Source organism: Variovorax sp. H27-G14 (assembly GCF_046156345.1).
Taxonomy (GTDB): domain Bacteria; phylum Pseudomonadota; class Gammaproteobacteria; order Burkholderiales; family Burkholderiaceae_C; genus Variovorax.
In genome coordinates, this window is sequence record NZ_JAYLVN010000020.1 from 100,548 (window position 1) to 122,658 (window position 22,111).

The window sequence follows — 22,111 nt, forward strand, 5'->3', positions numbered from 1 at the left end:
CGGGTAGGAATGCACACGCAGGCGCAGCCGCGTGTCGGCCCTACCGCAATAGTCCGACAAAGGCCGTCCTTGCCTGAAGCGAGGTCTGCAGGAAGCATCTGACCTCGGTCGCAGATCCGGTTTGAGGTGTGCGCTGAAGGAGATGGTGCACACCATGAACAGTGAGCAAGCCTTGAAGGCCAGCCGACGAAATCACGACCGGGCGTTCAAACAGGAGCCGGTACGGCAAAGCTTGAAGCCGGAAGCGTCCTTGTCGGCAATAGCGCTGCGCACGGGGGTCAACGCCAACATGCTGTTCAAGTGGCGCAGGGAGTCAAAAGGCTGTCACTGTGCGGCAACGGCTGCAGAACGCGAGCTGCGCTTTGGTCAACATCAGTGGAATGGAATCTCGTTGCGTTTTCCCCAAACAGACTTCTCGCGCGACAAGAGAAGAAAGACGAGTCAAAAGTAGCCGAATCTCTCCAGTTTCCACTTTTCCAATTGCGCGTTTCCTACTTTATGCCCACCCGCCCAGTGGCGTGTGATCTCTCCGACAGCGCCCCAGGACGGGTCGTCGAGAGACTCGCGCCAAGCGTGCAATGCGGATACCGCGCCCGATTGCAGCCATACGTCGGAAGAAAACTCCAATCCCTTGACGCCGAAATACACCCGCTCGGACAGCAGTGCCAAGAGGTTCTGCGCCCGCTCGCTCTTGCAGGCAACACGTAGATCTTTCAAGAGGGCATTCCTTACAGCATTGCTTCTGGAATTTTGTGCCAGCACATGCTGGACTTGCTGCATCACCAGCATCGGAACATAAGGCGGCGCCGCTACAACCATAGGCACGAACGGCGCACTCTTCGGGTCCATCGCATGGCAAGGACCGAGCATCAACGCCGCAAGGCGAAGCCAGTCGCCAGGCGACAAGCCAAATTGCACCTCTTCTCCTCGAGCCAGCGCCATGACCTGCGCATGACTGAGGTCGCCCTTGCTGCGGTTGGCAGCTGTGCTCATCACGACCAAATTGCTCTGCGCATAGGCGCCATCGTTGTTCAGCCGGTCGATGGACCAGTCAGTCGGCAGCAATTCCGCGTGCGTGAGAGCTTGGCGGGTGACTGGGCAAAACGGCGTATCAATCTTCGTCAGAAACTCGGGCGTCACGGCCTCATCCACCGCACGACCGCGTGTGAAGGCGTTCAGCCGCAACTGAAGCCACTTGCGCACGAACCGGTCAGACAGACGCTTTGGGGCGACTGCTTTCGCTGCCGCATAGCCCTCCATGACGCTGGGTGGCCAAGCTGCCGAATGGTCTCGTACTCCGTGCTTCGCCAAGTCATGACCCAGGCACCTGCCAATCTCCTGAGCTTCCTCCTGCGTCAGCGCACTGCAAGCAGCCTCGACGCTGGTTAACGCTTGATGTTTTAGGGCCGCCGCGGTGCTCATGTGTATGAACTCTGCCGGATTGCTCTTAATAAAGCAAACGCACGCGGGGCGGTCCTGTACTACGCCTCAAGGAACGCGGCCCGCTGGCTGCCTATGATGGCGCGAAGCTCTCTCAGGAAACCAGGCTCATGCAACGCTTTACGATTTCGCTCGACGACGATCTGGCGCTCCAGTTCGATGAATTCATCGCCAACAAGGGCTACGTCAACCGCTCTGAAGCGGTACGAGACCTGATCCGCTCTAGCCTTGGCAGCGCAACCCTGGGGCAGGACGAGGCCCCCTCAAAGAAGCGCGCAAAGGAAAAACCCTGGTGCGTTGCGAGCGTCAGCTACGTGTACAACCACCACGAGCAAACCGTCGCCTCCCGGGTGCTGGGCCTGCAGCACGACCATCACGACTTGGTGATCACGAGTCTGCACACCCACCTGGACCACGACAACTGCATGGAAACCGTGGTGCTCCGGGGTCCGACCGAGGCGGTACGCACATGCGCAGAGCACCTGGTGGCATTGCGCGGTGTGCGCCACGGCAGCGTGCACTTGGTCCCGTTGGATGCCGGGGGGCACAGCCACAGCCATGCGCATGGCGCCGGCGACGTCCACACCCACTTGAAGCCGCGAAACTGAAAAACAACGCTTCGCCGATTGGCGTATGGCCAGTTTCGTTCGATGTAAGAACAATATCAATTTGTTCCTACAAAAAAGAACTGGAGGCCCTATGCCCATCCGAATCCGCCATCGACTTCTTTACACCGCCTTGTTGGGCAGCACCGCCGTTTACGCCCAGGACTACCACCTTCCAGAAGTGCAGGTCAGGGGCCCGCGTGACGCGGCCATCGGCTCCGCAGACAGTGCCAGCGAAGGTGCTGCCGAGCGTGAGTCCTTCCAGTCCAGGCCCAAGCTGCGGCCGGGCGACATCGTCGAAGCCGTGCCGGGCGTGGTGGCCACGCAGCATTCGGGCGACGGCAAGGCCAACCAGTACTTTCTGCGTGGCTTCAACCTGGACCACGGCACCGACTTTGCGGTGACGGTCGACGGCATGCCCGTCAACATGCCCACGCACGGCCATGGCCAGGGGTATGCCGACCTGAACTTCCTGATTCCCGAACTGGTGTCCGGGGTGCGCTACCGCAAGGGACCCTACTTTGCGGAGTCGGGCGACTTTTCGCTCGCGGGCAGTGCGTCGCTCGACTACTTCGGTGTGCTCGACGCGCCCTTTGCCGAGGTCACGCTCGGTGGCCACGGCTTCAAGCGCCTGCTGGCCGCCGGCTCGCGCACCGTGCAGGACCAGACCTGGCTGGGTGCCATCGAAGTCGAGGGTAACAACGGGCCGTGGGACGTGCCCGAGCACCTCAAGAAGGTCAATGCCGTGCTGCGCTATTCACAGGGCTCGCCCACGCGCGGCTTCAGCATCACCGGCATGGCCTACAAGAGCAGCTGGACCTCGACCGACCAGGTGCCCGAGCGCGCCATCGACAGCGGCGAGCTGCGTCGCTTCGGCAGCCTCAACCCCACCGATGGCGGCAAGACCCAACGCATCAGCCTGTCGGGCAAATGGTTCGACAAGAGCGCCGACGGCGACACGCAGATCAGCGCCTACGCCATCGACTACCGCTTCGACCTGTTCTCCGACTTCACCTACTTTCTGAACAACCCGGTGAACGGCGACCAGTTCGAGCAGACAGACCGCCGCCGTGTGTTCGGCGCGCAGGCCTCGCGCTCGATGGTCAACAAGATCGGCGGGCTGGACGGCCTGTTGAGCTTCGGCGCGCAATGGCGCGGCGACCGCATTGGCGAGGTCGGGCTCTACCAGACCGAGGCGCGCCAGCGGCTTTCTACTGTTCGCAACGACAAGGTTACGCAAGACCTGTTCTCGGTGTATGGCCAGCAGTTGCTGAACTTCAGCGAGCGTTGGCGCGGTTATGTGGGCGTGCGCGGCGACATGCTGCGCTACGACGTTCAGGGCCGCGAGCCGGTGTACGGCCCCGTCAACAGCGGCAAGGGGCATGACGCCATCGCGAGCCCGAAGGCCGGGCTGGCCTTCACCGTCACGCCGGCCCACGAGCTGTACCTGAACGCGGGCGTGGGCTTTCACAGCAACGACGTGCGTGGCGCCGCCATCACGCTCGACCCGCAGAGCGGCCTGCCGGCCGACCGCGTGCCCGCGCTGGTGAAGGGGCGCGGCGCGGAGATCGGCTGGCGCTTTCAGCCCAACGAAAACCTCACGGTCACAGCCGCGCTGTGGCAACTCAAGCTCGACTCCGAGCTGGTCTACGTGGGCGATGCGGGCTCCACCGAGCCGGGGCGGGCGAGCAGCCGGCGCGGCTTCGAGGCCACGCTGCGCTGGAAGATCGACCGCGCCTGGCGACTCGAAGCCGACGCCGCGCTGTCGCGCGCCCGCTTTCGCGGCCTGGCGCCCGAAGGCGAAGGCAACTACGTCGACAACGCGGTCGAGCGCGTGTTCGCAGCCGGGCTCACCTACATCGACGGGCCATGGACCACGTCGCTGCGGCTGCGCTACCTGGGGCCACGTGCGCTGGACACGACCAACACCGTGCGTTCGCGCTCGACCACCTTGCTGAACTTCGGCACGCGCTATGCCGTGAACAAGAACCTGACCTTGGGCCTGGACGTGTTCAACCTCGCGGGCAAGAAGGGCAACGACATCGAGTACTACTACGCTTCATGCACGGCGGGCGAAGTGGTGAGCGGCGCCTGCAACGGCGGGGTGGACGACCGGCATGTGCACCCGATGGAGCCGCGCACCGCGCGGGTCAGCGCGCGCTGGACGTTCTGAGCGTCGCATTGCCGTCGTTGCGAGAAGTTCGAATCCAGGCACCGGGTGCGGGCGTATTGGTTGCAGTCGATGCACATCCTGCGCCGGCATTCACACCTGGAGACTCTCGACATGAAAAGCAGACTCAACCGCCTTGCCACCGCAGCACTGGCCGTGGCCCTCACCGCGGGCTCTTTCGCAGCCATTGCGCAGGTCACCGTGGGTGGTGCGCCGATGTATCCGACCAAGGACATCATCGACAACGCAGTGAACTCGAAGGACCACACGACGCTCGTGGCCGCAGTGAAGGCCGCGGGCCTGGTCGACACGCTCAAGGGCCCCGGCCCCTTCACGGTCTTTGCGCCGACCAACGAGGCCTTCGCGGCGTTGCCGGCCGGCACGGTGGACACGCTGCTCAAGCCCGAGAACAAGGCCGCGCTGACCGGTGTGCTCACCTATCACGTGGTGCCGGGCAAGGTCGATGCCGCAGCCCTCACCAAGATGATCAAGGACGGCAACGGCATGGCGTCGCTCAAGACGGTGGCCGGCGGCAGCCTCACGGCAAAGTCGAGTGGCGGCAAGGTCATGATCACTGACGAAAAGGGCGGTACGGCCACGGTCACCATCGCTGACGTCTATCAATCGAACGGCGTGATCCACGTGGTCGACAAGGTGCTGCTGCCCAAGTAAACCTGCACCCGCGCGCCTTGGGCGCGCGTCACCATCGCATCACTGTGAGCCCCGGCAAACGCCCGGGCTCATTTCGTCGTTGTCCCTCACGCTCTGTGAATGCGCATTGATGTCGGAAGGTAGATCTACGACAGAGATGTAAGAAATAAATTAAGGACGTCTTAAGTCAATCCAGATGAACGTTCTTCGACGTACTTGCCGCGGACATCGAATGTTGGGCTCTTGCCCCGAGCGGGTCTGAGTTTGCGAATGAAGTCCATCGTGTCGCGCGGCCGGGGTGTTGGCGTGCGGCGATCTTCGGCACCGGTGAAGGCGCGTTGCCCGAGGGACATGCGCCCAGCCAAGGAGAAACTCATGCTCGGTAATATCCTGACTTTGGACATGTTGCAGAAGCACGGTGAGAAGCGTGCGGAGCGACGAAACTTCTTTCGCAAGAGCACCGGCTTCGCAGTCGGCGTGGCCGGCGGCACGATCCTTGCGGCCTGCGGCGGCGGTGGCGGCAACGCCATCGGGCAAGGCATCCCTCCTCCTGTCACGCCGCCCGCGTCAACGCTCTCCGACGGCGACATCCTCAACTTCGCGCTGAACCTCGAGTACCTGGAGGCGCAGTTCTACCAGTACGCTGTTTTCGGCAAGGGCCTTAGCGACGACCAGCTCGGTGGCACCGGCACGCGCGGCAATGTGATTGGCGGCCACCAGGTTCCGTTCAAGGACCCGGTGGTTGCGCAGTACGCACGCGAGATCGCCAAGGATGAAGCGGATCACGTGCGCTTCTTGCGCGCTGCGCTGGGCGCCTCGGCGGTCGCGCAGCCGCAGATCGATGTGGGCACCGACCCGAACGGTGCGTTCTCGACCGCAGCGCGCGCGGCGGGCCTGATCAAGGCGGGCGAGTCCTTCGATCCGTATGCGAGCGACGAGGCCTTCCTGTTGGGCGCGTTCATCTTCGAAGACGTAGGCGTGACCGCCTACAAGGGCGCCGCGCCGCTGATCACCAGCAAGGCCTATCTGGAGGCAGCAGCTGGCATTCTGGCGGCCGAGGCCTATCACGCGGGGCTGGTTCGCACGGTGCTGTACGCCAAGGGCATCCAGACGCCTTCGCTGCGCACGAGCGCGGACGCGATCTCCGATGCACGCGACAGCCTCGACAACTCCGCCGACGACGACCAGGGAATCACCGGTACGGCCGACACGTCGAACATCGTTCCGCTGGACAGCAACGGCATTGCCTTCAGTCGTTCGCCGGGCGATGTGCTCAACATCGTCTACCTCACCAAGGACGCAGTGAACAAGGGCGGCTTCTTTCCCGCCGGGGTCAATGGCGTGCTGAGCATGAGCAGCGCATTTGCCTGATCGCTCTTGATCCGTCTTGCGACGCGGCATCGATCTGTCGCGTCGCAGCTTCGGACCTCCTTTGAAATCATTTTCCAAGAGGTAAGCACGATGCAATTCAAGAGCACACCCGCTGCTGCTGCTCGCGCGAACGTTGCGTGGCATCTCGGACGGCGCCAGGCCCGGCGATGGACAGGGTTCGCCATCGTCTTCCTGGGCATGGTCGTCGCGTATGCCCATGTCGTCGAGGGAATTTCCAGATAGACGAAGCACCGCAGGGCCGCCTGCGGCCCTGCGGACCGGGCACGAGCTCAAGACAGTTCTGGAGAAGATATATGCCACCGCCCTCCGCAGTTCAGGAGTCCTTCCCCGTCTCGCACGCTGCCCCAAGCGCAGTGCCGTTATCGCGCAGCTCGTGGCTCAAACGCATGCTTCGCTTCGCGGGACCGGGGTACCTGGTGGCCGTCGGCTACATGGACCCCGGCAACTGGGCGACCGATCTGGCAGGTGGCTCGGCTTACGGCTACACGCTGCTCTGGATCGTGGCGCTATCGAGCGTCATGGCAATATTTCTGCAGGTGCTCGCGGCGCGACTCGGCATCGCATCCGGACTCGATCTTGCGCAGGCGTGCCGCGCCCACTCCGCGCCTCGCACGGTGGTGCCACAGTGGCTACTTTGCGAAGTCGCTATCTGTGCATGCGACCTGGCGGAAGTCATCGGCACCGCCATTGCTTTCAAGCTGCTGTTCGGCATCCCATTGACCTGGGGTGTGGCGTTGACGGTGCTGGACGTTTTCCTGGTGCTCTGGCTGCAGCGGCGAGGCTTTCGTTACCTGGAGTGCGTCATCGTGAGCCTGCTGGCCGTGGTCACCGCATGCTTCGGGCTGAGCCTTGTGGTCGCCCAGCCGCAACTGGCCGGTGTGCTGGCCGGCTTCGTGCCGTCGAAGGAGACGATCACCAACCCGGGCATGCTCTACGTGGCCATCGGGATCGTGGGCGCCACGGTGATGCCGCACAACCTGTATCTGCACTCATCCATCGTCCAGTCGCGCGACTACGTGCGTGACGACGCGGGCAAGCGCCAGGCCATGGGATTCGCCACGGTCGACATCGTGGGCGCGCTGGTGATCGCCTTCTTCATCAATGCAGCCATCCTGATTTCGGCCGCAGCGATCTTTCATGTCAACGGCCATCATGACGTTGCCGACCTGCAGGATGCGAGCGAACTGCTTGGACCGATTACGGGCGTGGCGCTGGCGAGTACGGTATTCGGCATCGCGTTGCTTGCATCAGGACTCAGCTCCGCGGTCACGGCTACCCTGGCTGGACAGATCGTGATGGAAGGCTTCGTTCGCTTGCGGATGCCGCCTTGGGCGCGGCGGTTGCTCACGCGCTCGCTCGCGATCGTGCCAGCCTTCTTCGTAGCCCTTTTGTACGGGGAGGCGGGAGTCACCAAGCTGTTGTTGCTCAGTCAGGTCGTCCTGAGCTTGCAGTTGCCGTTTGCGATGGTGCCGCTCATCCGGTTCACCAGCAGCCGCAAGGTCATGGGCCGCTTTGCCAACAGGCCTGCGGTGCTTGCACTCGCCATTGCTATTGCAAGCTTCATCATCGCGCTGAATGGCGTGCTCCTATGGCGACTGTGGGCATCATGAGCGGGCCTCATGTGCTTGCTCGCTGCCTGCGATGGGCTTGCCAGGTATCACTGCCCTACGATCACGAGCTTCATGACAACGATGGGATTGGCCGGACTATTACCCTCTCCAGCTGTTTGCGCCGCCGCTAGACCAGCCGCATGGTCGTCGGGGTGAAGATCAGCTTCATCACCAGGGACAGCCTGCCGCCGGTCGACATGGGCGCGCCTGATGGCATGAAGCGCAAATGCTCATTGCGTCGCGAAATTGGCGTGTCGCGCCGCAACGCGCTCGATGTCCTGGCAGGTGAGCCACGCGGCGGCCTGCAGGCGCCGGCCCGGCTCGCGGGGCAACGGCACGTCGGGGCTGCCGAGGTGGGGCAGCACCAGGGCCGCGTCGCTGAAATCGTGGTCCTCGGTCCAGAAGTTGGGCGTGACGATGGTGCACAGACCGGCCGCCGTGGCGGCGTGCAAGCCGCTGGCCGAGTCTTCGAAGGCGACCGCGTGCGCAGGCAGCATGTCGAGCTCACGCAGCGCAAGCTGGTAGATGTCAGGCGCAGGTTTCTTGTGCGCCACATGGTCGCCGCAGGCGATCACCGTGAACATGTCGAGTCCCCGCGGCCCGAGTGTCGAGCGCAGCAGCAGGTCGATGTTGACCGCCGTGGTGGTGCTCGCAATGGCGAGCTTGCAGCCCTGCGCCAGCGCCTCGTCGAGCAGGCGCGCGACGCCTGCGCGCAACGGCACCGTGCCGTTGCGCAGCACCGAGCTGTAGAGCCGCATCTTGTCGAAGTGGATGTCGCGCACCATCAAATTCAGGCGCTCGCGCTCGGCACCGGCCACGGTCAGCGTGTCGATGTAGCTGCGGATGCGCTCCTTGCCGCCGCCCACTTTCAGCAACTCGCGGTATTCGGCCGCCTGCCAGTGCCAGGCCAGCCCATGCCATTCGAAGGCCAGGTTGAAGGCGACACGGTGCGCCTCCTCGGTATCGGCAAGGGTGCCGTCCACGTCGAAGATCAAGGCATCGATCCGCATGTCGGGCTCCCGGAGCGGGTCGCGTTTTTGACAGCGTCGGTGACATGCGTCGGCTCTTTCATGTGACCCATCCGGCTGCTCCTTGGAAAAGAGAAGCCAATGTAGGCAAGCGAACCCATCACGAAAAGTTAAATCTATTTACGAACCCATAAGCTTTTACTAATATGAATCGATGACGCTTGCACGCAATGCCACGTTTCGCCAGCTGGCCACATTCGATGCGGTGGCGCGGCTGGGCAGCGTGTCTCTGGCCGCCGCCGAGATGCATCTCACCTCGCCCGCGGTGTCCATCCAGATCGGCGGGCTCGAAGCCTCGGCCGGCACGCCGCTGGTGCAGCGCTCTGGGCGCGGCATTCGGCTCACCGAGGCGGGCGAGCTGCTGGCCCATTACGCGGCGCGCCTGCTCGCACTGTGGCAGGAGGCGGGCGACGAGATGGCGACCTTGCAGGGTGTGTTTTCAGGCACCTTGCGCGTGGGCGCCGTGACCACCGCCGAGTACCTGTTGCCGCCGCTGCTGGTCGACTTTGCGAATGCCAACCCGAAGGTCAAGGTGAAGCTGCAGGTGGGCAACCGCGACGCCATCGTGCGTATGCTGGCTGCGCAGGAGGTCGATCTTGCGATCATGGGCCGGCCACCGGCCGAGTTGAAGACCGTCTCGCAACCCTTCGCCAAGCATCCGATGGCCTTCGTGGCCGCCCCGGCGCATCCGCTCATGAAGGACAGGCGGCGCGGCATCGAACGCCTGGCCGACGAACGCCTGCTCGTGCGCGAGCGCGGCTCCGGCACGCGGGCCACGGTCGAGCGCTTGTTCAAGGACGCCGGGCTGCCGTTGCGTATCGGCTCCGAGCTGTCGAGCAACGAGGCCATCAAGCAGATGTGCGCCGCCGGCTTCGGCATTGCCTTCGTGTCGCTGCACACCTGCGTGCTGGAGATGAAAGCCGGGTTGCTCGCGCTGCTGCCGATCGACAACAACCCGATCGAGCGCGACTGGCATGTGATGCACCTGACCACCTGCCAGCTGTCGCAGGTGGCAAACGCCTTCGAGGCCTTCCTGTGCGCCGACGGTCAGCGCCAGGTGGACGCGCGCATCACCCGCATCACGCCCGGCTCTGTGCGGCCGCCAAGGCGCGCCGTCAAGCCTTCTTGACCCAGGCGCTGCACCAGCCCTTGGCCGACACGGTCTTGCCCGCATAGAGCTGGCACGGCCCCGTGGCGTCGGTGGCCTTGCCCTGAAAAAGCTGGCAGCCGCTGCACACCTGCGAGGCCTGGTGCTGCGGGTACTTGGCCGCGTCGACCTTGGTCGCGTCGGCTTTGTAGCCAAGGGCGGCGGCCTGCGGGTCGGTTTCGGTCAAGGTAGCTGCCTGGGCCGAGGCGTGCGACGCGACGAGGCCAGCGCTGCCTGCGACCACGCCGATCACGAATGTCCTTCGACTTGGGTTGCTCATGGGGTTTCCTTTTTTGTCGACCAGTTAAAGATGAACCGTTGTATAGTCTGACACGTATTGATGTCAATTAATATTGACACATCGGGTACTGGAGCAATTGATTCAGGTTTGGAGCCCAGTCATGGTTTTTCCTTTCTCGGCCATCGTCGGCCAGGACGAGATGAAGACTGCGATCCTGATCGCGGCGGTCGATCCGTCTGTAGGCGGAGTGCTCGTGTTCGGCGACCGGGGCACCGGAAAATCGACCGCCGTGCGTGCACTGGCCGCGTTGTTGCCGCCAATGCGCGCGGTGGTCGGCTGCCCCTATCACTGCGACCCCGCCTCGGCGAACACGTCGTGCGCGCATTGCGCCGCACAGAAAAAACTGAACGGCGCAAGGCGCACCGAGCGCGTGCCCGTGCCCGTGGTCGACCTGCCCCTGGGCGCGACCGAAGACCGGGTGGTCGGCGCGCTCGACCTGGAGCGCGCGCTGTCGCGAGGCGTGAAGGCCTTCGAGCCCGGCCTGCTGGCGCGCGCGCATCGCGGCTTTCTCTACATCGACGAAGTGAACCTGCTCGAAGACCACCTCGTCGACCTGCTGATCGACGTCGCATCGTCGGGCGAGAACGTGCTGGAGCGCGAAGGGCTCAGCGTGCGGCACCCCGCGCGTTTTGTGCTGGTCGGCAGCGGCAATCCGGAGGAGGGCGAACTGCGCCCGCAACTGCTCGACCGATTCGGCCTGTCGGTCGAAGTGACCACGCCGCGCGACCTGGCCGTGCGCGTGGAGGTGATCCGCCGGCGCGACGCCTTCGACCGCGACGAGGCTGCATTTCTGCGGCACTGGTCGCCGCAGGACGCGAAGGTGCGCCGTCGCATCGTCGCGGCCAAGGCATGTCTCGCCCGCGTGCAGGTGCCCGATGCGTTGCTCGAATGTGCGGCGCGCCTGTGCATCAGCCTGGGCACCGACGGCTTGCGCGGTGAACTCACCTTGATTCGCGCCGCGCGCGCGCTGGCCGCGCTCGACGGCGACGAACTGCTGAGCACCAGCCACCTGCGCCGTGTCGCACCGCTCGCGCTGCGGCACCGGCTGCGCCGCAATCCGCTCGACGACAGCGGATCGAGCGTGCGAGTCGGCAAGGCCATCGAGGAACTGCTCGGGCTATGACCAACGGCGGCACGGCCGCGACGGCGGCGAGCGACGCGGCCCTTGTGGCGGCGCTGCTGTGCGTGGACCCGGCCGGGCTGGGTGGCGTGGTGGTGCGCTGCGCTGCGGGCGCGCAACGTGATGCATGGTTGCAAGGCTTGGCGGCGCTGCTGTCCGAAGGGCAGCCGCTGCGCCGCATGCCGCTGCACATCCATGACGACCGCCTGCTGGGCGGACTCGACCTGGCCGCTACGTTGAGCGCAGGCCGCCCCGTGGGGCAAAAGGGTTTGCTGGTCGAGAGCGACGGCGGCCTTGTGATCGCGTGCATGGCCGAGCGCATCTCGCAGCGCACCGCGGCCCACCTGGCCGCCGTGCTCGACACGCAAGAAGTGAACGTCGAGCGCCAGGGCCTGGCCGCGCGCCATGCGGCCCGCATCGGCCTTGTTGCGCTGGACGAAGGCATCGATGCGGACGAACGATTGCCGGATGCGTTGCGCGACCGGCTCGCGTTGAGTCTGGGCTTCGTGCCGACGCGCGAAGCCCGCGACGACCGGCATGCGCAGCGCTGGACACGGACGCACATCTCGCAAGCCCGCGCACGGCTGCCGTCGGTCGTTGCGGCCGATGCGCTGCATGAAGCCTTGTGCGCGGCGGCGCTGGTGCTGGGTGTCGATTCGATGCGTGCGTCGGTCCTTGCGATGCGCGTTGCGCGCGCCAGTGCCGCGCTCGACAGTCGGGCCGAAGTCGATGTATCGGACGCCGCGCTCGCCGTGCGGCTCGTGCTGTTGCCAAGGGCCACGATGCTGCCCGGCGATGAGGACGGCGACCAACCGGCGGACGACGCGCAGGCAGAAGCGCACGCCGAGCCGCAGCAAGCACCCGCGCACGACGAGGCCGCCCCCGCGCCAACGGCAGAGCAGGGCGATGCCTCGCAGCCGGTCGAAGACCGCGTGCTCGATGCCGCCTCCGCCGTGCTCCCGCCGGGCTTGCTTGCCCTGCTGACATCGCGCCGCACCGAGCGCCGTCACGCGCGCAGCCAGGGGCGCGCTGGCACGCCGGTCGCCGGTGGCCTGCGCGGTCGCCCCGACGGTGCGCGGCCCGGGCATGCACGCGACGGTGCGCGGCTCAGCCTCATCGACACATTGCGCGCCGCCGCACCGTGGCAAGCCTTGCGCCGTGGCAGCGATGCGTCGGGTGCACCGACCGGCGTGGCAGTGCACGTGCGGCGCGAAGACTTTCACATCACGCATTTCAAGCAGCGCAGCGAGACCACGACCGTGTTCGCCGTGGACGCATCGGGATCGTCCGCACTGCACCGCCTTGCCGAAGCCAAGGGTGCGGTCGAGTTGCTGCTGGCGGATTGCTACGTGCGCCGCGACAGCGTGTCGCTCATCGCCTTTCGGGGCCGCTCGGCCGAGTTGCTGTTGCCGCCGACGCGCTCGCTGGTGCGGGCGCGGCGCAGCCTGGCCGGCCTTGCAGGCGGTGGCGGCACACCGCTGGCCACCGGAATCGATGCGACGCTGGCGCTGGCATTGGCGGCGCTGCGGCGCGGCCGCACGCCCGTTGCGGTGCTGCTCACCGACGGCTGTGCCAACGTGGCGCTGGACGGCACCGGGGGACGCCAGCGCGCGAGCCTCGAAGCGCTCGACTCGGCACGGCGGGTGCGTGCCGCGGGCATTCGCACGCTGGTGCTCGACACGTCGCCGCATCCGCAGGAGCCGGCGCGCCGGCTGGCCGAAGAAATGGGCGCCGTCTACCTGCCGCTGCCGCATGCCGGCGCCGCCGAGATGTCGCGCGCCGTGCGCGCTGTCACCATGGACCGGGCAGCGCCATGACCCGTGCGCTGGACTGGAATGTCGACGGCCTCGATTGGCCGCACCGGCAGCACAGCAGCTTTGTGGAGGCTGGCGGCGTGCGCTGGCATGTGCAGCGCATGGGCCGCGGGCCGGTGCTGCTGCTGGTGCACGGCACCGGTGCCGCGAGCCATTCGTGGCGCGACCTGATGCCCTTGCTCGCGCAGGACTTCACCTGCATTGCGATGGACCTGCCGGGCCACGGCTTCAGCTCGATGCCGTCGGGCGCGCTGCTGTCGCTCGACGGAATGACCCATGCGCTCGACGCGCTGCTGAAGCGTTTGCAGCTGCGACCAGACCTCATAGCCGGCCACTCGGCCGGTGCCGCCATTGCAGCGCAGCTGTGCCTGCACGAACAGGTGAATGCCGATGCGGGGCTCGCACTCAATGGCGCGCTTCTTCCTTTTGCGGGCCTCGCTGGCGTGGTGCTGCCGCAGGCCGCGAAAGTGATGGCCGCCAACTCGCTGGCCGCCCGGCTCTTTGCGTGGGGCGCAGCCAATGCGACTGCAGTGAACCGCCTGGTCGGAAGCACGGGCTCCAGGCTCGATGCGCGCGGCCAGGCACTCTACGCACGGCTGGTGGGCAACCCTGTCCATGTGGCGGGCGCGCTGGGCATGATGGCGCGCTGGAACGTCGCGCCGCTGCAGGCACGCCTGCCGGAACTGGGCACGCGCCTTCACCTGATGGCCGGCGCGCTGGACCGGGCCGTGCCCATGGCGCAATCGATTCGCGTGCAGCAATCGGTGCCGGGTGCGAGCCTGTTGCGGCTGGCGCATGCGGGGCATCTCGCGCACGAAGAAACCCCTGGGCCGGTCGCGGCCTGGATTCGAAAAGTGCAGCGTGCGAACGTGGACGGCCTTGCGAGGCGCGCATGAAAAAGGTGCGCAGTGCAACGGACGCAGCGGGCTTCGAGCCCTTCGGTTGCCGCGGCTGGTCGTTTCTGTGCTGCTGTGTGCCCGATGGTCAGGGCCGTTTCAGGCCGGTGGTTTTCAGCGAGCTCTGCTGGCCGGGCGGCATGCCGGTCGTTCAGTCGAGTGCCGATGCTTTCGCGACGACGGAGTTGGCCAGACGGCACGCCAGAAAAATAGCGACGGCCTGGGTGAAACAAAGAGCCTATGCCGCAGCCCAGAACGACTGAAGGCTCAGCGCAGTCCCGCGATGTAGTCCGCGACCGCCTTGATCTCGCGATCGTTGAGCTTGGCGGCAACGCCCGTCATGGGCACGCTGTTGGTTCGCACACCGTCGCGGAAGGCCGTGAGCTGGGAGGCGATGTAGTCGGCGTGCTGCCCCGCAATGCGCGGGTACTGCGCGGGAATGCCCGCGCCGTTGGGGCTGTGGCAGCCCGCGCAGGCGGGCACGCTGCGATCGGCGATGCCGCCCCGGTATATTTTTTCGCCAACGGCGACCAGGTCGCGCTCCTTGGAGAAGCCCGGCTTTTCGGTCTTGGACGCAAGGAACCACGAGACGTCGCGCATTTCTTCGTCGGTCAACGTGTTGGCCATGCCGCCCATGATGGCGTTCTTGCGCTTGCCGGACTTGAACTCGATCAACTGCTTGAGAAGGTACTCCGGATGCTGCTGCGCGAGCTTGGGGTTGGCAGGCACCGCCGAGTTGCCGTCGGCCGCATGGCATGCCGCGCAGGCCTTGGCGGCGAAGGCCTGTTCGCCCTTTACCAGGTCGGGTTTGGCGGCCTTTGCGGCAGGCTCGGTGGCGGCCAACGCAATGCTGGCGGAAACTCCGATCGCAAGGGCGGTCAGCAGGGAGGCAATCGATTTCATCGTTGTGGCCCACAGCACGAAACAGGCGACGATTCTAGTGCGCCGGGCATGGCTGCGGTGCGAATGGCGACGCCGTGAGACCGATGCTTTCCCTAACCCTGGTCGCGTGCGCCGCGTTGCTGATTGCGGCACTTTTCTGGCTGTGGACGCCCGACCTCAGCCGTGCGGATCTGGAGCGCCGCTACCTCGCGCAGCCCACCGACATGATGGAGATTTCCGGCGCCATGCTGCATGTGCGCGACACCGGCCCGAAGGGTGCGCCATCCGTCATTCTGATCCACGGCTTTGCGTCGAACCTGGAGACATGGGACGCCGTGGCGAAGGTGCTCGAGCCTGCCTACCGCGTGATCCGTTTCGACCTCCCGGGCAACGGGCTGAGCCCGCCCGACCCCGCCAACAACTACACCGACGCACGCAGCATCGAGTTGCTCATCGCGCTGCAGAACCGGCTTGGCTTGCGCGCGAGCAGCGTGGTCGGCCATTCGATCGGCGGGCGCATTGCATGGACTTTTGCGGCTTTGCATCCGCAGCGCGTCGACCAGCTGGTGCTGGTTGCGCCCGACGGCTTTGCGAGTCCGGGCTTCAGCTATGGGCAGCCACCGCATGTGTCGTGGATGTTCAAGCTGATGCGCTACGTGATGCCCAAGGCCTTGCTGCGCTCGTCGCTCGCGCCGGCCTACGCCGAACCCGGCATGGTGACCGATGCGCTGATCACGCGTTACGACGACTTTCTGCGGGCGCCGGGTGCTCGTCAGGCACTGCTCGATCGCATGGCGCAAACCGTGCTCGTCGACCCGGTGCCGCTGCTTCGGCGCATCGACGCACCGACCTTGCTGCTCTGGGGCGAGCGCGACGCAATGATTCCGGTGGCCAACGCGGCGGACTACGCCGCCGTTCTGCGGCATGCGCAACAGGTGGTCATCGCGGGCAGCGGACACCTGCCGCAGGAAGAGGCCCCCGTGCAGGCGGCGGCGGCGATCCGCGGATTTCTCGACGCAGGCGCAGCCGCGCGCCATTGAGGCGCGGCTGCAGCGCCGGTGATTCCGGCTGACGCGCAGGCCGTCCGGGTGCCCAAAGACCCCAAGAGCATGCGTGCCCTTTGCGGCGTCTACACGCATGTGCAGAAGTCACCCTCGTGTCCCAGACGCATGGGGGCCAAGCGGGTGTGCACCTGTGCGTGGCACACAGGGGACGGGAATCCTGATTGCGCTGGCGCAATGCGCAATGCGGCTGTCGAACGCGAAACCGCCGGGCCGAGCACAAAGGCGAGCGAGCGGCCGCCAGGCATGCGAGGTGCGCCCGCTGCCAACAGCCATGAGCAGCCACGAACAGCCTTACTGCATGGCTTGCCGCACCATGGCGCTGTCGACGTACTGCTCCATGGTCAGGATCTTCCCGTCGTGCAGCCGGTACAGATGCGCAAAGCTCGCGCTCATGGCTTTGCCGGTCTTCGCGTACGTGCCTGAATACGTGCCGAATGCCGCGACCCGGTCGCCATCGGCCAGGTAGGTGTGAACCACGGCCTTGTAGCCCACCCACTCGGTCGCCAGCCTGCGAAAAACCTGGTCGAAGATTTCCGCCGGGCCGGTGTAGGTGCCGGCATAGGGAAACCCGGCCGCTTCGGTCCAGGTGGCATTGGGGGCCAGGGCGGCGAGCAGGTGCTTGCCGTTCTCTTGCGACGCGCCTTCGTAGGTGGCGCGAATGATGTCGAGGTTGCTGCTCATTGCATCAACCCCACTTCATCTCGCCCTTGGCAACCTTGGCGCCAATCTGCAGCGCAACGCCCATGCCGGCCGTCGGGTAGCGCTGGGTCATGGCTGCGATGAGCGCGGCGCTGTCGGTGGTCCTGGCGAGCTCCTGCTCGAAGGCCACGAGGTAGTCGCGGGTGTATCGGATTGCCGAAACGTCGATGGCGCCAGCCGGTGCCATGTGCCCCGGCACCACCACGGCCGGCTTGCGGGCGGCCATGGCGTCGAGCGTCTTGATCCAGGCCGCGCGGCCTTCGGCGCTCGCGGTGTCGGCCGTCCACACATGCACGCCGGAGAACACCAGCACGCCGCCGAAGATGGCATCGAGCGACTTCACCCAGAGGTAGCGGCGGTTGGGCAGGCCCTCTGCATTGACGATCTCGATGGACTGGTCTTCCAGTGCGATTGCGCTGCCGTCGAACACCTCAGGCATCACGATGTCGGCCAGGGTCTGCGGGCCGTTGTCCTTGAGCTGCGGGCCCCAGGTCGCCAGCTTCTTGTCGACGCTGGCCTTGATGGCCTGCACGGTGGCCGAGGCCGCAATGACGCGGGCTGCGGTGGTGCCGGCCATTGCCGCGTTCACCAAGCGCTACACCGCGTGCAAGGTCGACGCCATCCTGACGGACCAGACGCTGGACATCATGGCCGGCAGCATCGAACTGGCGATCCGCGTCGGCTGGCTCGCGGAGACCAGCCAGCAGGCGCGAAAAATCGGCTCGTTCCGTCAGTTGCTCGTGGCGTCACCGAGCATGGCGCGAGAGATTGCGCGGCTCACCCGGCCTGAAGACATTGCCCCGTTGCCCTTTGTTGCCAACACCGCGCTGCGTGAGCACCTGCGGTGGGAGTTTTCGTTGAACCATTCGAAGCGCCAGAAAGTGAACGTGCATGTGAACGTGCAGGCCTCGATTTTTCTGGACGCCACGCTTGCCGTGCGAGAGGCCGTATGCCAGGGCGCGGGCCTCTCGGTGCTGCCGGACTATGCGATCGAAAACGAGCTTGCCGCCGGTCGGCTCGTTCAGGTGCTGCCCGAATGGCATCTGCCTTCTGGCGGCATCCACGCCGTGTTTCCGACCGCGCGCTTTCGTCCCGCCAAGGTTCGCGCGTTCGTCGATCTGCTGGCGCAGCGCGAGCAGCAACGCCAGGGTATCGAGAAATAGCGCGGCACGAAGGGGCACCAAACGAAGCACTTGGCGTTTTCTTCAATCAAGCGCTCCGATTCAGCCTGTTCGACTTTCATCAAGCCCTGACCAGGGAGTGCTTGCTGTGGATGGGCCGACCTTCGAGGCCGCCAAATGCACTTGGGGCAATGCGCACGGCGAATGCGTCAGTGCCCAGGGCGGAGCACGAGGCGTAGGTCGAACAGCGTCAATTCCTTGCGATATGCTGCAAGGCACAACGTATTTTTCAAGCTTGGAATGACCCGATGGAAGAAGTGAAGATCCTGCAAATCATGCCCGCCGAGGGATGGGTGGCCGTGTATGACGGCGGCGACGACGGCGAGATGGAAGAACCCCTGGCCTGCTTCGCGCTGGTGTCGGTCGACTACCAGAACGGCGAAGGCGCGCAGAGCGAAGTGCGCGGCATGGCGCCTGATGGCAAGGCCATGGCCTTCGTGGAAGACGCGGAAAACTTCGTGACGGTTCGCCGCGCGGAAGATGCCGAAGAAGACGAGGACGAAGAAGAAGAGACCGAAGGCTGAGGGCAGGGCAGGGATGCCGGAGGCGCTTCGCGCTAACCGGCGCGCAAGACCGCCTCCAGCTCTATCTCCACCCAGGCCCCGTCCGGCAAGCTGCTCACGCCCACGGCGCTGCGCGCCGGCGGCGGGTGGGCATCGAAGGCCACGCCCAGCACGTTCGACGCCCCATCGAGCACCGCGCTGTGCCGCCCGAAACCGGCCTCGGCGTTGACGAAGCCCCGCACGCGAACAATCTGCTCGACATTCGACAACCCGCCCGCGGCACTCGCCAGGGCCGACAGCGCGTTCAACGCGGCCACCTCCGCGGCATGCGCCGCTGCAAGCATGTCGTGCGCGTCACGGCAGCAGCCCGCCAGGGCGCGGCCGTCGATGCGGCAGGTCTGTCCGCTCACATGCACCCACTGCCTGCCGTCGCCCAGCGGCACGGCGCACGCCGGTGCGTAGTTGCCCTTGGGCGTTGGCGCGGGCGGCAACACGAACCCTGCCGCGCGCAGGCGTTGCTCCGGGGTTGCGGCGCTCACAGCGCGGCCCATTCCACTTGCCCGCCCAGCCAGCACCCGACCATGTCGCCGTGCGGACCGAACCGCGCCTGCAAGTCGATGGCCGACGGGCTGCCCATGGCCTCGCCCTGGCGGATCGGCGTGACGACCGGCGCGGCCTGCGTGCCGACCGGAATGGCGTCGGTGGTGCTCAGGTAGCCCCACAACGCGGCCGCGGCAATGCCCGTGGCAGCGTCTTCGGGGTAGCCGGAAGACCGTGGGAACTGGCGCGCCGCAACGGACGTCATGCCGTCGGGCCCGCTTTCCACGGCGTAGGGATACAGGCCCGTGGAATCGATGGCCGCGCACATCGCCTCGACCTGTTCGAGCGCGGGCACCAGCGCATCGAGCGCGGCGATGCTAGGCATGCGCACCAGGGTCTTGACGCGGCTGGTGGCGGCGTTCACGACACGCGAGTTACGCAGCGGCGGCTGGCGTGGGTTGCGCATGGCGTGCGGGTGTGAGTACGCGTGCGGGTTTAGCACCTGGCCCACGCGGTCGCTGAAATGCATGTTGACCGCCGAAAGCCTCACCTTCGGTTGCGAGATCCACACGCGAGCGCGCGGTGCGTCCCACCAGGCGTCGACCACGCCGCTCAGGGTGCGCACCCGCGCGGTGGGCGTGGTCCATTGGCCCCACGCGCGCAGTGCCCATAGGGCACCGACCGTGGCATGGCCGCACATTTCCATCTCGTGGTTGGGCACGAAGAAACGCAGTTTCCAGTCGATGCCGGGCTCGTTCGGCGCGAAGACGAAGGCCGATTCATGCCCGTGGCGCCGGGCTACGCCTTGCATGTCGGAAGCGCTCATGCCGTCTGCGTTTCGCACCAGGGGCACCGGGTTGCCGCCGCCGGGGCCGTTGACGAAGACGCGCAGGCCCGCGACCTCGCCGTGTTGTTGCTGAGTCATTTCCATGGGGTGCGCGTTCAATCGGCGGTTGCGCCGGCGGCCAGCGCAATGCCGCGCCAGAAGGGCGCATCGCGCGCCACCGTGCCTTGCATGGCGGCGGAGCTGCCGGGCGTGGCGCGCACGCCCTTGGCAGCCAGGTCGGCCGCCACCGTGCGATCGCTCAGCACGGCAGTCAATGCGCGGTTGAATTTGTCGACGATTGCGCTCGGCGTGTTCTTGGGGAAGGCAAAGCCGTACCAGAGCGATTGGTCAAAGCCCGCGACGCCCGCCTGCGCGAAGGTGGGTACGCCGGCGAGCAGCGTGTCGGGTGCGGTCGTGGCGATCGCCACCAGCTTGTGGCTCTGGATGTAGGGCGCGAGTCCGACGGGGTTGTCGAACATGAACTGCACCTGCCCGCCGATGAGGTCGGTGTACGCGGGGGCTGCGCCTCGGTACGGCACATGCACCAATGGCGCCTTTGCCACATCCTTGAACTTCTCGCCCAGCAAATGCGACACGGTGCCCGCGCCGACTGAAGCAAAGCTCGCGCCTTCTGGGCGGGCGCGCAGCGCTGCGATGAACGACTTGATGTCCGTCGCCTTCAGCTCGGGGTTGGCCACCAGCACATAGGGCGAGGTGCCGATGAGGCCGCCGTACGCAAAGTCCTTCACCGGGTCATACGACAGCTTCTTGTACACGCCGGTGCTTACCGCGTGCGTGCTGGTGGTGGCGATGCCGACCGTGTAGCCGTCGGGGTTGGCGCGCGCGACAAGGCCGGAGCCGATCGTGCCGCCGGCGCCCGCGCGGTTGTCGATGACCAGCTGCTGCCCCAGCGCCTTCTGCAACGCCACCTGCACCGAGCGCACGACCAGGTCGGTACCGCCACCGGCGGGGAAGGGGACGATCACGGTGATCGGCTTGGCGGGCCAGTCCTGCGCGAAGGCGGACACGCCGCACAGGGCTGAGAAGCCGAGTGCCAGCGGGGCGATGTGTCGTGCGGCCGTGCGGGCGGCGCGCTGAAAAGGTCCATGCATGAATCGGCTCCAAGGGTGTGTGGGCCGATGCTAGAAAAAGGCGGTGCCGGGCACGAACCTGGACGCGACGACGATTGATCCAGAAAGCGACGGGCCGCAACAGGTCTATTCAGGCCGATTCAGGCCGATTCAGGCCGATTCAGGCGGCTTGGCCCGCGCGCTCAGCCTCAGTGCGAAACCGCCCGCAACAGCCGCCCCAGGTGCCCGCTGCTTGCGAAGCCGAGTTGCAGGCTGGTCTGCGCAAGCGACAGGCCTTGCGTCATGAGCTCGCGGGCGCGTTGCGCGAGCATGCGGCGGCGAATGTCGATGGGCGACGCGCCAAACTCTTGCTGGCAGGCGCGCTGCAGCTGACGCTGCGAAACGCCCAGCTCGCAGGCGAGCGCATCGACGAGCGGCACCTGTTGGTCCCATTCCAGCGCGAGATGAAAGCGGCGCACCATCTTCTGGCCGAGCGTCGGCGCCGGCGCGTCGGGCAACAACGGCATGCTGCGCCCCACGGCAATCTGCATGACGATGGCGTCGACCAGCGGCTCGGCGCTGCGCGGATCGAGCGCGGCGGACACCAGCGCGTCGAGCATGGCCAGCGTGGCACCGTCCAGGCGAAACGCGCCGAAGCTGCCGCGGCCCTTGAGCACTTCGGGCGCGAGGTAGAGCTCGCCGTGGCGCTGCTTCTGCGTGCTGGCCCTGGTGTTGTGCGCGGTGGCGGCGGGCAGCAGGATGGCGCTGGAGCGGGACAGCTGCACGCTGCCCGTGTCGTTCGACTGTTCATTGACCCACGCCGTCTTCAGCCCGCCGGTCTGCGGCCACAGCAGCATCGCGCAGTCGTGCAGGTGCCAGTCGCAGTGGTAGCGCGACTGGCCGCTGTAGCGCAGCGCAAAGCCACGCGGGGCGGTGAGTGCGAGCTTGGGGGACAGATAGGCGGGTGGCGTCACGTGGCGGCCTTTTAGGGGCGGGCTTGGGAGGCTTGGCTTGCAATTATCGGACCGGGGTCGGCCCTCGTTAATGTCAAGGCCAAATTCAGATGTCGCATCTCTGGCCAAATAGACATGTCGCATTTCTTCTTTCTTGAAGGTCTCAAGCGAACGCAGTGACTGCCTTGCTTCTACACCTGCACAGGCTTGCCACCGAAG

The 22,111-nt window shown here is 66.0% G+C and carries 23 protein-coding genes and 1 pseudogene; 14 read left to right on the forward strand and 10 right to left on the reverse strand.

All coding sequences use genetic code 11. From position 1 onward, the window contains the following. The first annotated feature begins 154 nt into the window (after positions 1 to 154). Positions 155 to 451 (forward strand): transposase, encoded by a 297-nt coding sequence (locus tag VLK31_RS30490; protein WP_409172224.1) that lies wholly within the window; start codon positions 155 to 157, stop codon positions 449 to 451. On the opposite strand, the gene VLK31_RS30495 is transcribed toward VLK31_RS30490, so the two are convergent. Further along, positions 442 to 1,422 carry a hypothetical protein gene (locus VLK31_RS30495; RefSeq protein ID WP_409172225.1) on the reverse strand — a complete coding sequence of 327 codons (981 nt, stop codon included), beginning with the start codon at positions 1,420 to 1,422 and terminating at the stop codon, positions 442 to 444. The two genes, VLK31_RS30490 and VLK31_RS30495, sit on opposite strands and share 10 nt — an antisense overlap. Before the next feature lie 128 nt (positions 1,423 to 1,550). Between VLK31_RS30495 and nikR the strand changes: the two genes are divergently transcribed. The 5 genes from nikR (at position 1,551) to VLK31_RS30520 (ending at position 7,868) form a co-directional block, all read left to right on the forward strand. Beyond that, a complete protein-coding gene (gene nikR / locus VLK31_RS30500; RefSeq protein ID WP_409172226.1) occupies positions 1,551 to 2,048 on the forward strand; it encodes a nickel-responsive transcriptional regulator NikR in 498 nt (165 codons plus the stop codon). Between the two features lie 91 nt (positions 2,049 to 2,139). Beyond that, positions 2,140 to 4,218 (forward strand): TonB-dependent receptor, encoded by a 2,079-nt coding sequence (locus tag VLK31_RS30505; protein WP_409172227.1) that lies wholly within the window; start codon positions 2,140 to 2,142, stop codon positions 4,216 to 4,218. A gap of 111 nt (positions 4,219 to 4,329) precedes the next feature. Further along, positions 4,330 to 4,887 (forward strand): fasciclin domain-containing protein, encoded by a 558-nt coding sequence (locus VLK31_RS30510; protein ID WP_409172228.1) that lies wholly within the window; start codon positions 4,330 to 4,332, stop codon positions 4,885 to 4,887. A 354-nt stretch (positions 4,888 to 5,241) separates the two neighbouring features. After that, positions 5,242 to 6,237: a ferritin-like domain-containing protein gene (locus VLK31_RS30515; protein ID WP_409172229.1), complete on the forward strand. Its 996-nt coding sequence runs from the start codon at positions 5,242 to 5,244 to the stop codon at positions 6,235 to 6,237. A 314-nt stretch (positions 6,238 to 6,551) separates the two neighbouring features. Continuing rightward, positions 6,552 to 7,868, forward strand: a complete 1,317-nt coding sequence (locus VLK31_RS30520; RefSeq protein ID WP_409172230.1) for an Nramp family divalent metal transporter — start codon at positions 6,552 to 6,554, stop codon at positions 7,866 to 7,868. Positions 7,869 to 8,098: 230 nt separating this feature from the next. Here VLK31_RS30520 and VLK31_RS30525 read toward each other — a convergent pair whose 3' ends face one another. Next, positions 8,099 to 8,878, reverse strand: a complete 780-nt coding sequence (locus VLK31_RS30525) for an HAD-IA family hydrolase (RefSeq protein WP_409172231.1) — start codon at positions 8,876 to 8,878, stop codon at positions 8,099 to 8,101. A gap of 172 nt (positions 8,879 to 9,050) precedes the next feature. Here VLK31_RS30525 and VLK31_RS30530 point away from each other — a divergent pair, with 172 nt between their 5' ends. Next, positions 9,051 to 10,025, forward strand: coding sequence for a LysR family transcriptional regulator (locus VLK31_RS30530; RefSeq protein WP_409172232.1), 975 nt, complete (start codon positions 9,051 to 9,053; stop codon positions 10,023 to 10,025). On the opposite strand, the gene VLK31_RS30535 is transcribed toward VLK31_RS30530, so the two are convergent. Then, a complete protein-coding gene (locus VLK31_RS30535; RefSeq protein ID WP_409172233.1) occupies positions 10,012 to 10,323 on the reverse strand; it encodes a high-potential iron-sulfur protein in 312 nt (103 codons plus the stop codon). The two genes, VLK31_RS30530 and VLK31_RS30535, sit on opposite strands and share 14 nt — an antisense overlap. 121 nt (positions 10,324 to 10,444) lie before the next feature. Between VLK31_RS30535 and bchI the strand changes: the two genes are divergently transcribed. From bchI to VLK31_RS30555, 4 genes are read left to right on the forward strand one after another with little or no spacing between them, the layout of a single operon-like run. Beyond that, positions 10,445 to 11,467 carry a magnesium chelatase ATPase subunit I gene (gene bchI / locus VLK31_RS30540; protein ID WP_409172234.1) on the forward strand — a complete coding sequence of 341 codons (1,023 nt, stop codon included), beginning with the start codon at positions 10,445 to 10,447 and terminating at the stop codon, positions 11,465 to 11,467. Continuing rightward, entirely contained in the window at positions 11,464 to 13,281 is a 1,818-nt protein-coding gene (locus VLK31_RS30545) for a magnesium chelatase subunit D (protein WP_409172235.1), read from the forward strand. Before bchI ends, VLK31_RS30545 begins: the two co-directional genes overlap by 4 nt. Then, entirely contained in the window at positions 13,278 to 14,174 is an 897-nt protein-coding gene (gene bchO, locus VLK31_RS30550; RefSeq protein WP_409172236.1) for an alpha/beta fold hydrolase BchO, read from the forward strand. Before VLK31_RS30545 ends, bchO begins: the two co-directional genes overlap by 4 nt. Then, complete coding sequence (locus tag VLK31_RS30555; RefSeq protein WP_409172237.1) at positions 14,171 to 14,437, forward strand: hypothetical protein; 267 nt, start codon at positions 14,171 to 14,173, stop codon at positions 14,435 to 14,437. The genes bchO and VLK31_RS30555 overlap by 4 nt, the downstream gene beginning before the upstream one ends. Before the next feature lie 4 nt (positions 14,438 to 14,441). On the opposite strand, the gene VLK31_RS30560 is transcribed toward VLK31_RS30555, so the two are convergent. Continuing rightward, on the reverse strand, positions 14,442 to 15,077 hold the full coding sequence (locus VLK31_RS30560) for a c-type cytochrome (protein ID WP_409172238.1): 636 nt from the start codon (positions 15,075 to 15,077) through the stop codon (positions 14,442 to 14,444). Between the two features lie 83 nt (positions 15,078 to 15,160). Here VLK31_RS30560 and VLK31_RS30565 point away from each other — a divergent pair, with 83 nt between their 5' ends. Continuing rightward, positions 15,161 to 16,096, forward strand: coding sequence for an alpha/beta fold hydrolase (locus VLK31_RS30565; protein ID WP_409172239.1), 936 nt, complete (start codon positions 15,161 to 15,163; stop codon positions 16,094 to 16,096). A 315-nt stretch (positions 16,097 to 16,411) separates the two neighbouring features. Here VLK31_RS30565 and VLK31_RS30570 read toward each other — a convergent pair whose 3' ends face one another. Continuing rightward, positions 16,412 to 16,801, reverse strand: a complete 390-nt coding sequence (locus VLK31_RS30570) for a nuclear transport factor 2 family protein (RefSeq protein WP_409172240.1) — start codon at positions 16,799 to 16,801, stop codon at positions 16,412 to 16,414. 4 nt (positions 16,802 to 16,805) lie between these two features. Continuing rightward, positions 16,806 to 17,393: pseudogene (locus tag VLK31_RS30575) on the reverse strand (MBL fold metallo-hydrolase); the annotation flags it as partial. On the opposite strand from VLK31_RS30575, the gene VLK31_RS30580 reads away from it, so the two are divergent. Beyond that, positions 17,368 to 17,982: a substrate binding domain-containing protein gene (locus tag VLK31_RS30580; RefSeq protein ID WP_409172241.1), complete on the forward strand. Its 615-nt coding sequence runs from the start codon at positions 17,368 to 17,370 to the stop codon at positions 17,980 to 17,982. The pseudogene VLK31_RS30575 and the gene VLK31_RS30580 sit on opposite strands and share 26 nt — an antisense overlap. A gap of 266 nt (positions 17,983 to 18,248) precedes the next feature. Then, positions 18,249 to 18,524, forward strand: a complete 276-nt coding sequence (locus VLK31_RS30585; RefSeq protein ID WP_409172242.1) for a hypothetical protein — start codon at positions 18,249 to 18,251, stop codon at positions 18,522 to 18,524. A gap of 32 nt (positions 18,525 to 18,556) precedes the next feature. Here the strand turns inward: VLK31_RS30585 and VLK31_RS30590 are convergent, their stop codons facing one another. The 4 genes from VLK31_RS30590 to VLK31_RS30605 all read right to left on the reverse strand — a co-directional run bounded on the left by VLK31_RS30590 (position 18,557) and on the right by VLK31_RS30605 (position 21,913). Further along, a complete protein-coding gene (locus tag VLK31_RS30590; RefSeq protein ID WP_409172243.1) occupies positions 18,557 to 19,042 on the reverse strand; it encodes a RidA family protein in 486 nt (161 codons plus the stop codon). Continuing rightward, positions 19,039 to 19,968, reverse strand: coding sequence for a PhzF family phenazine biosynthesis protein (locus VLK31_RS30595; RefSeq protein ID WP_409172244.1), 930 nt, complete (start codon positions 19,966 to 19,968; stop codon positions 19,039 to 19,041). Before VLK31_RS30595 ends, VLK31_RS30590 begins: the two co-directional genes overlap by 4 nt. Before the next feature lie 17 nt (positions 19,969 to 19,985). Next, positions 19,986 to 20,981 carry a Bug family tripartite tricarboxylate transporter substrate binding protein gene (locus tag VLK31_RS30600; protein ID WP_409172245.1) on the reverse strand — a complete coding sequence of 332 codons (996 nt, stop codon included), beginning with the start codon at positions 20,979 to 20,981 and terminating at the stop codon, positions 19,986 to 19,988. Between the two features lie 167 nt (positions 20,982 to 21,148). After that, positions 21,149 to 21,913: a helix-turn-helix domain-containing protein gene (locus tag VLK31_RS30605; protein ID WP_409172246.1), complete on the reverse strand. Its 765-nt coding sequence runs from the start codon at positions 21,911 to 21,913 to the stop codon at positions 21,149 to 21,151. Positions 21,914 to 22,111: the final 198 nt, after the last annotated feature.

Bases quoted from the DNA above. Each gene is read 5' to 3' on its own strand.
- VLK31_RS30490 (WP_409172224.1), top strand. From the start codon at position 155: ATGAACAGTGAGCAAGCCTTGAAGGCCAGCCGACGAAATCACGACCGG.
- VLK31_RS30495 (WP_409172225.1), bottom strand. From the start codon at position 1,422: ATGAGCACCGCGGCGGCCCTAAAACATCAAGCGTTAACCAGCGTCGAG.
- nikR (WP_409172226.1), top strand. From the start codon at position 1,551: ATGCAACGCTTTACGATTTCGCTCGACGACGATCTGGCGCTCCAGTTC.
- VLK31_RS30505 (WP_409172227.1), top strand. From the start codon at position 2,140: ATGCCCATCCGAATCCGCCATCGACTTCTTTACACCGCCTTGTTGGGC.
- VLK31_RS30510 (WP_409172228.1), top strand. From the start codon at position 4,330: ATGAAAAGCAGACTCAACCGCCTTGCCACCGCAGCACTGGCCGTGGCC.
- VLK31_RS30515 (WP_409172229.1), top strand. From the start codon at position 5,242: ATGCTCGGTAATATCCTGACTTTGGACATGTTGCAGAAGCACGGTGAG.
- VLK31_RS30520 (WP_409172230.1), top strand. From the start codon at position 6,552: ATGCCACCGCCCTCCGCAGTTCAGGAGTCCTTCCCCGTCTCGCACGCT.
- VLK31_RS30525 (WP_409172231.1), bottom strand. From the start codon at position 8,878: ATGCGGATCGATGCCTTGATCTTCGACGTGGACGGCACCCTTGCCGAT.
- VLK31_RS30530 (WP_409172232.1), top strand. From the start codon at position 9,051: ATGACGCTTGCACGCAATGCCACGTTTCGCCAGCTGGCCACATTCGAT.
- VLK31_RS30535 (WP_409172233.1), bottom strand. From the start codon at position 10,323: ATGAGCAACCCAAGTCGAAGGACATTCGTGATCGGCGTGGTCGCAGGC.
- bchI (WP_409172234.1), top strand. From the start codon at position 10,445: ATGGTTTTTCCTTTCTCGGCCATCGTCGGCCAGGACGAGATGAAGACT.
- VLK31_RS30545 (WP_409172235.1), top strand. From the start codon at position 11,464: ATGACCAACGGCGGCACGGCCGCGACGGCGGCGAGCGACGCGGCCCTT.
- bchO (WP_409172236.1), top strand. From the start codon at position 13,278: ATGACCCGTGCGCTGGACTGGAATGTCGACGGCCTCGATTGGCCGCAC.
- VLK31_RS30555 (WP_409172237.1), top strand. From the start codon at position 14,171: ATGAAAAAGGTGCGCAGTGCAACGGACGCAGCGGGCTTCGAGCCCTTC.
- VLK31_RS30560 (WP_409172238.1), bottom strand. From the start codon at position 15,077: ATGAAATCGATTGCCTCCCTGCTGACCGCCCTTGCGATCGGAGTTTCC.
- VLK31_RS30565 (WP_409172239.1), top strand. From the start codon at position 15,161: ATGCTTTCCCTAACCCTGGTCGCGTGCGCCGCGTTGCTGATTGCGGCA.
- VLK31_RS30570 (WP_409172240.1), bottom strand. From the start codon at position 16,801: ATGAGCAGCAACCTCGACATCATTCGCGCCACCTACGAAGGCGCGTCG.
- VLK31_RS30580 (WP_409172241.1), top strand. From the start codon at position 17,368: ATGACGCGGGCTGCGGTGGTGCCGGCCATTGCCGCGTTCACCAAGCGC.
- VLK31_RS30585 (WP_409172242.1), top strand. From the start codon at position 18,249: ATGGAAGAAGTGAAGATCCTGCAAATCATGCCCGCCGAGGGATGGGTG.
- VLK31_RS30595 (WP_409172244.1), bottom strand. From the start codon at position 19,968: ATGACTCAGCAACAACACGGCGAGGTCGCGGGCCTGCGCGTCTTCGTC.
- VLK31_RS30600 (WP_409172245.1), bottom strand. From the start codon at position 20,981: ATGCATGGACCTTTTCAGCGCGCCGCCCGCACGGCCGCACGACACATC.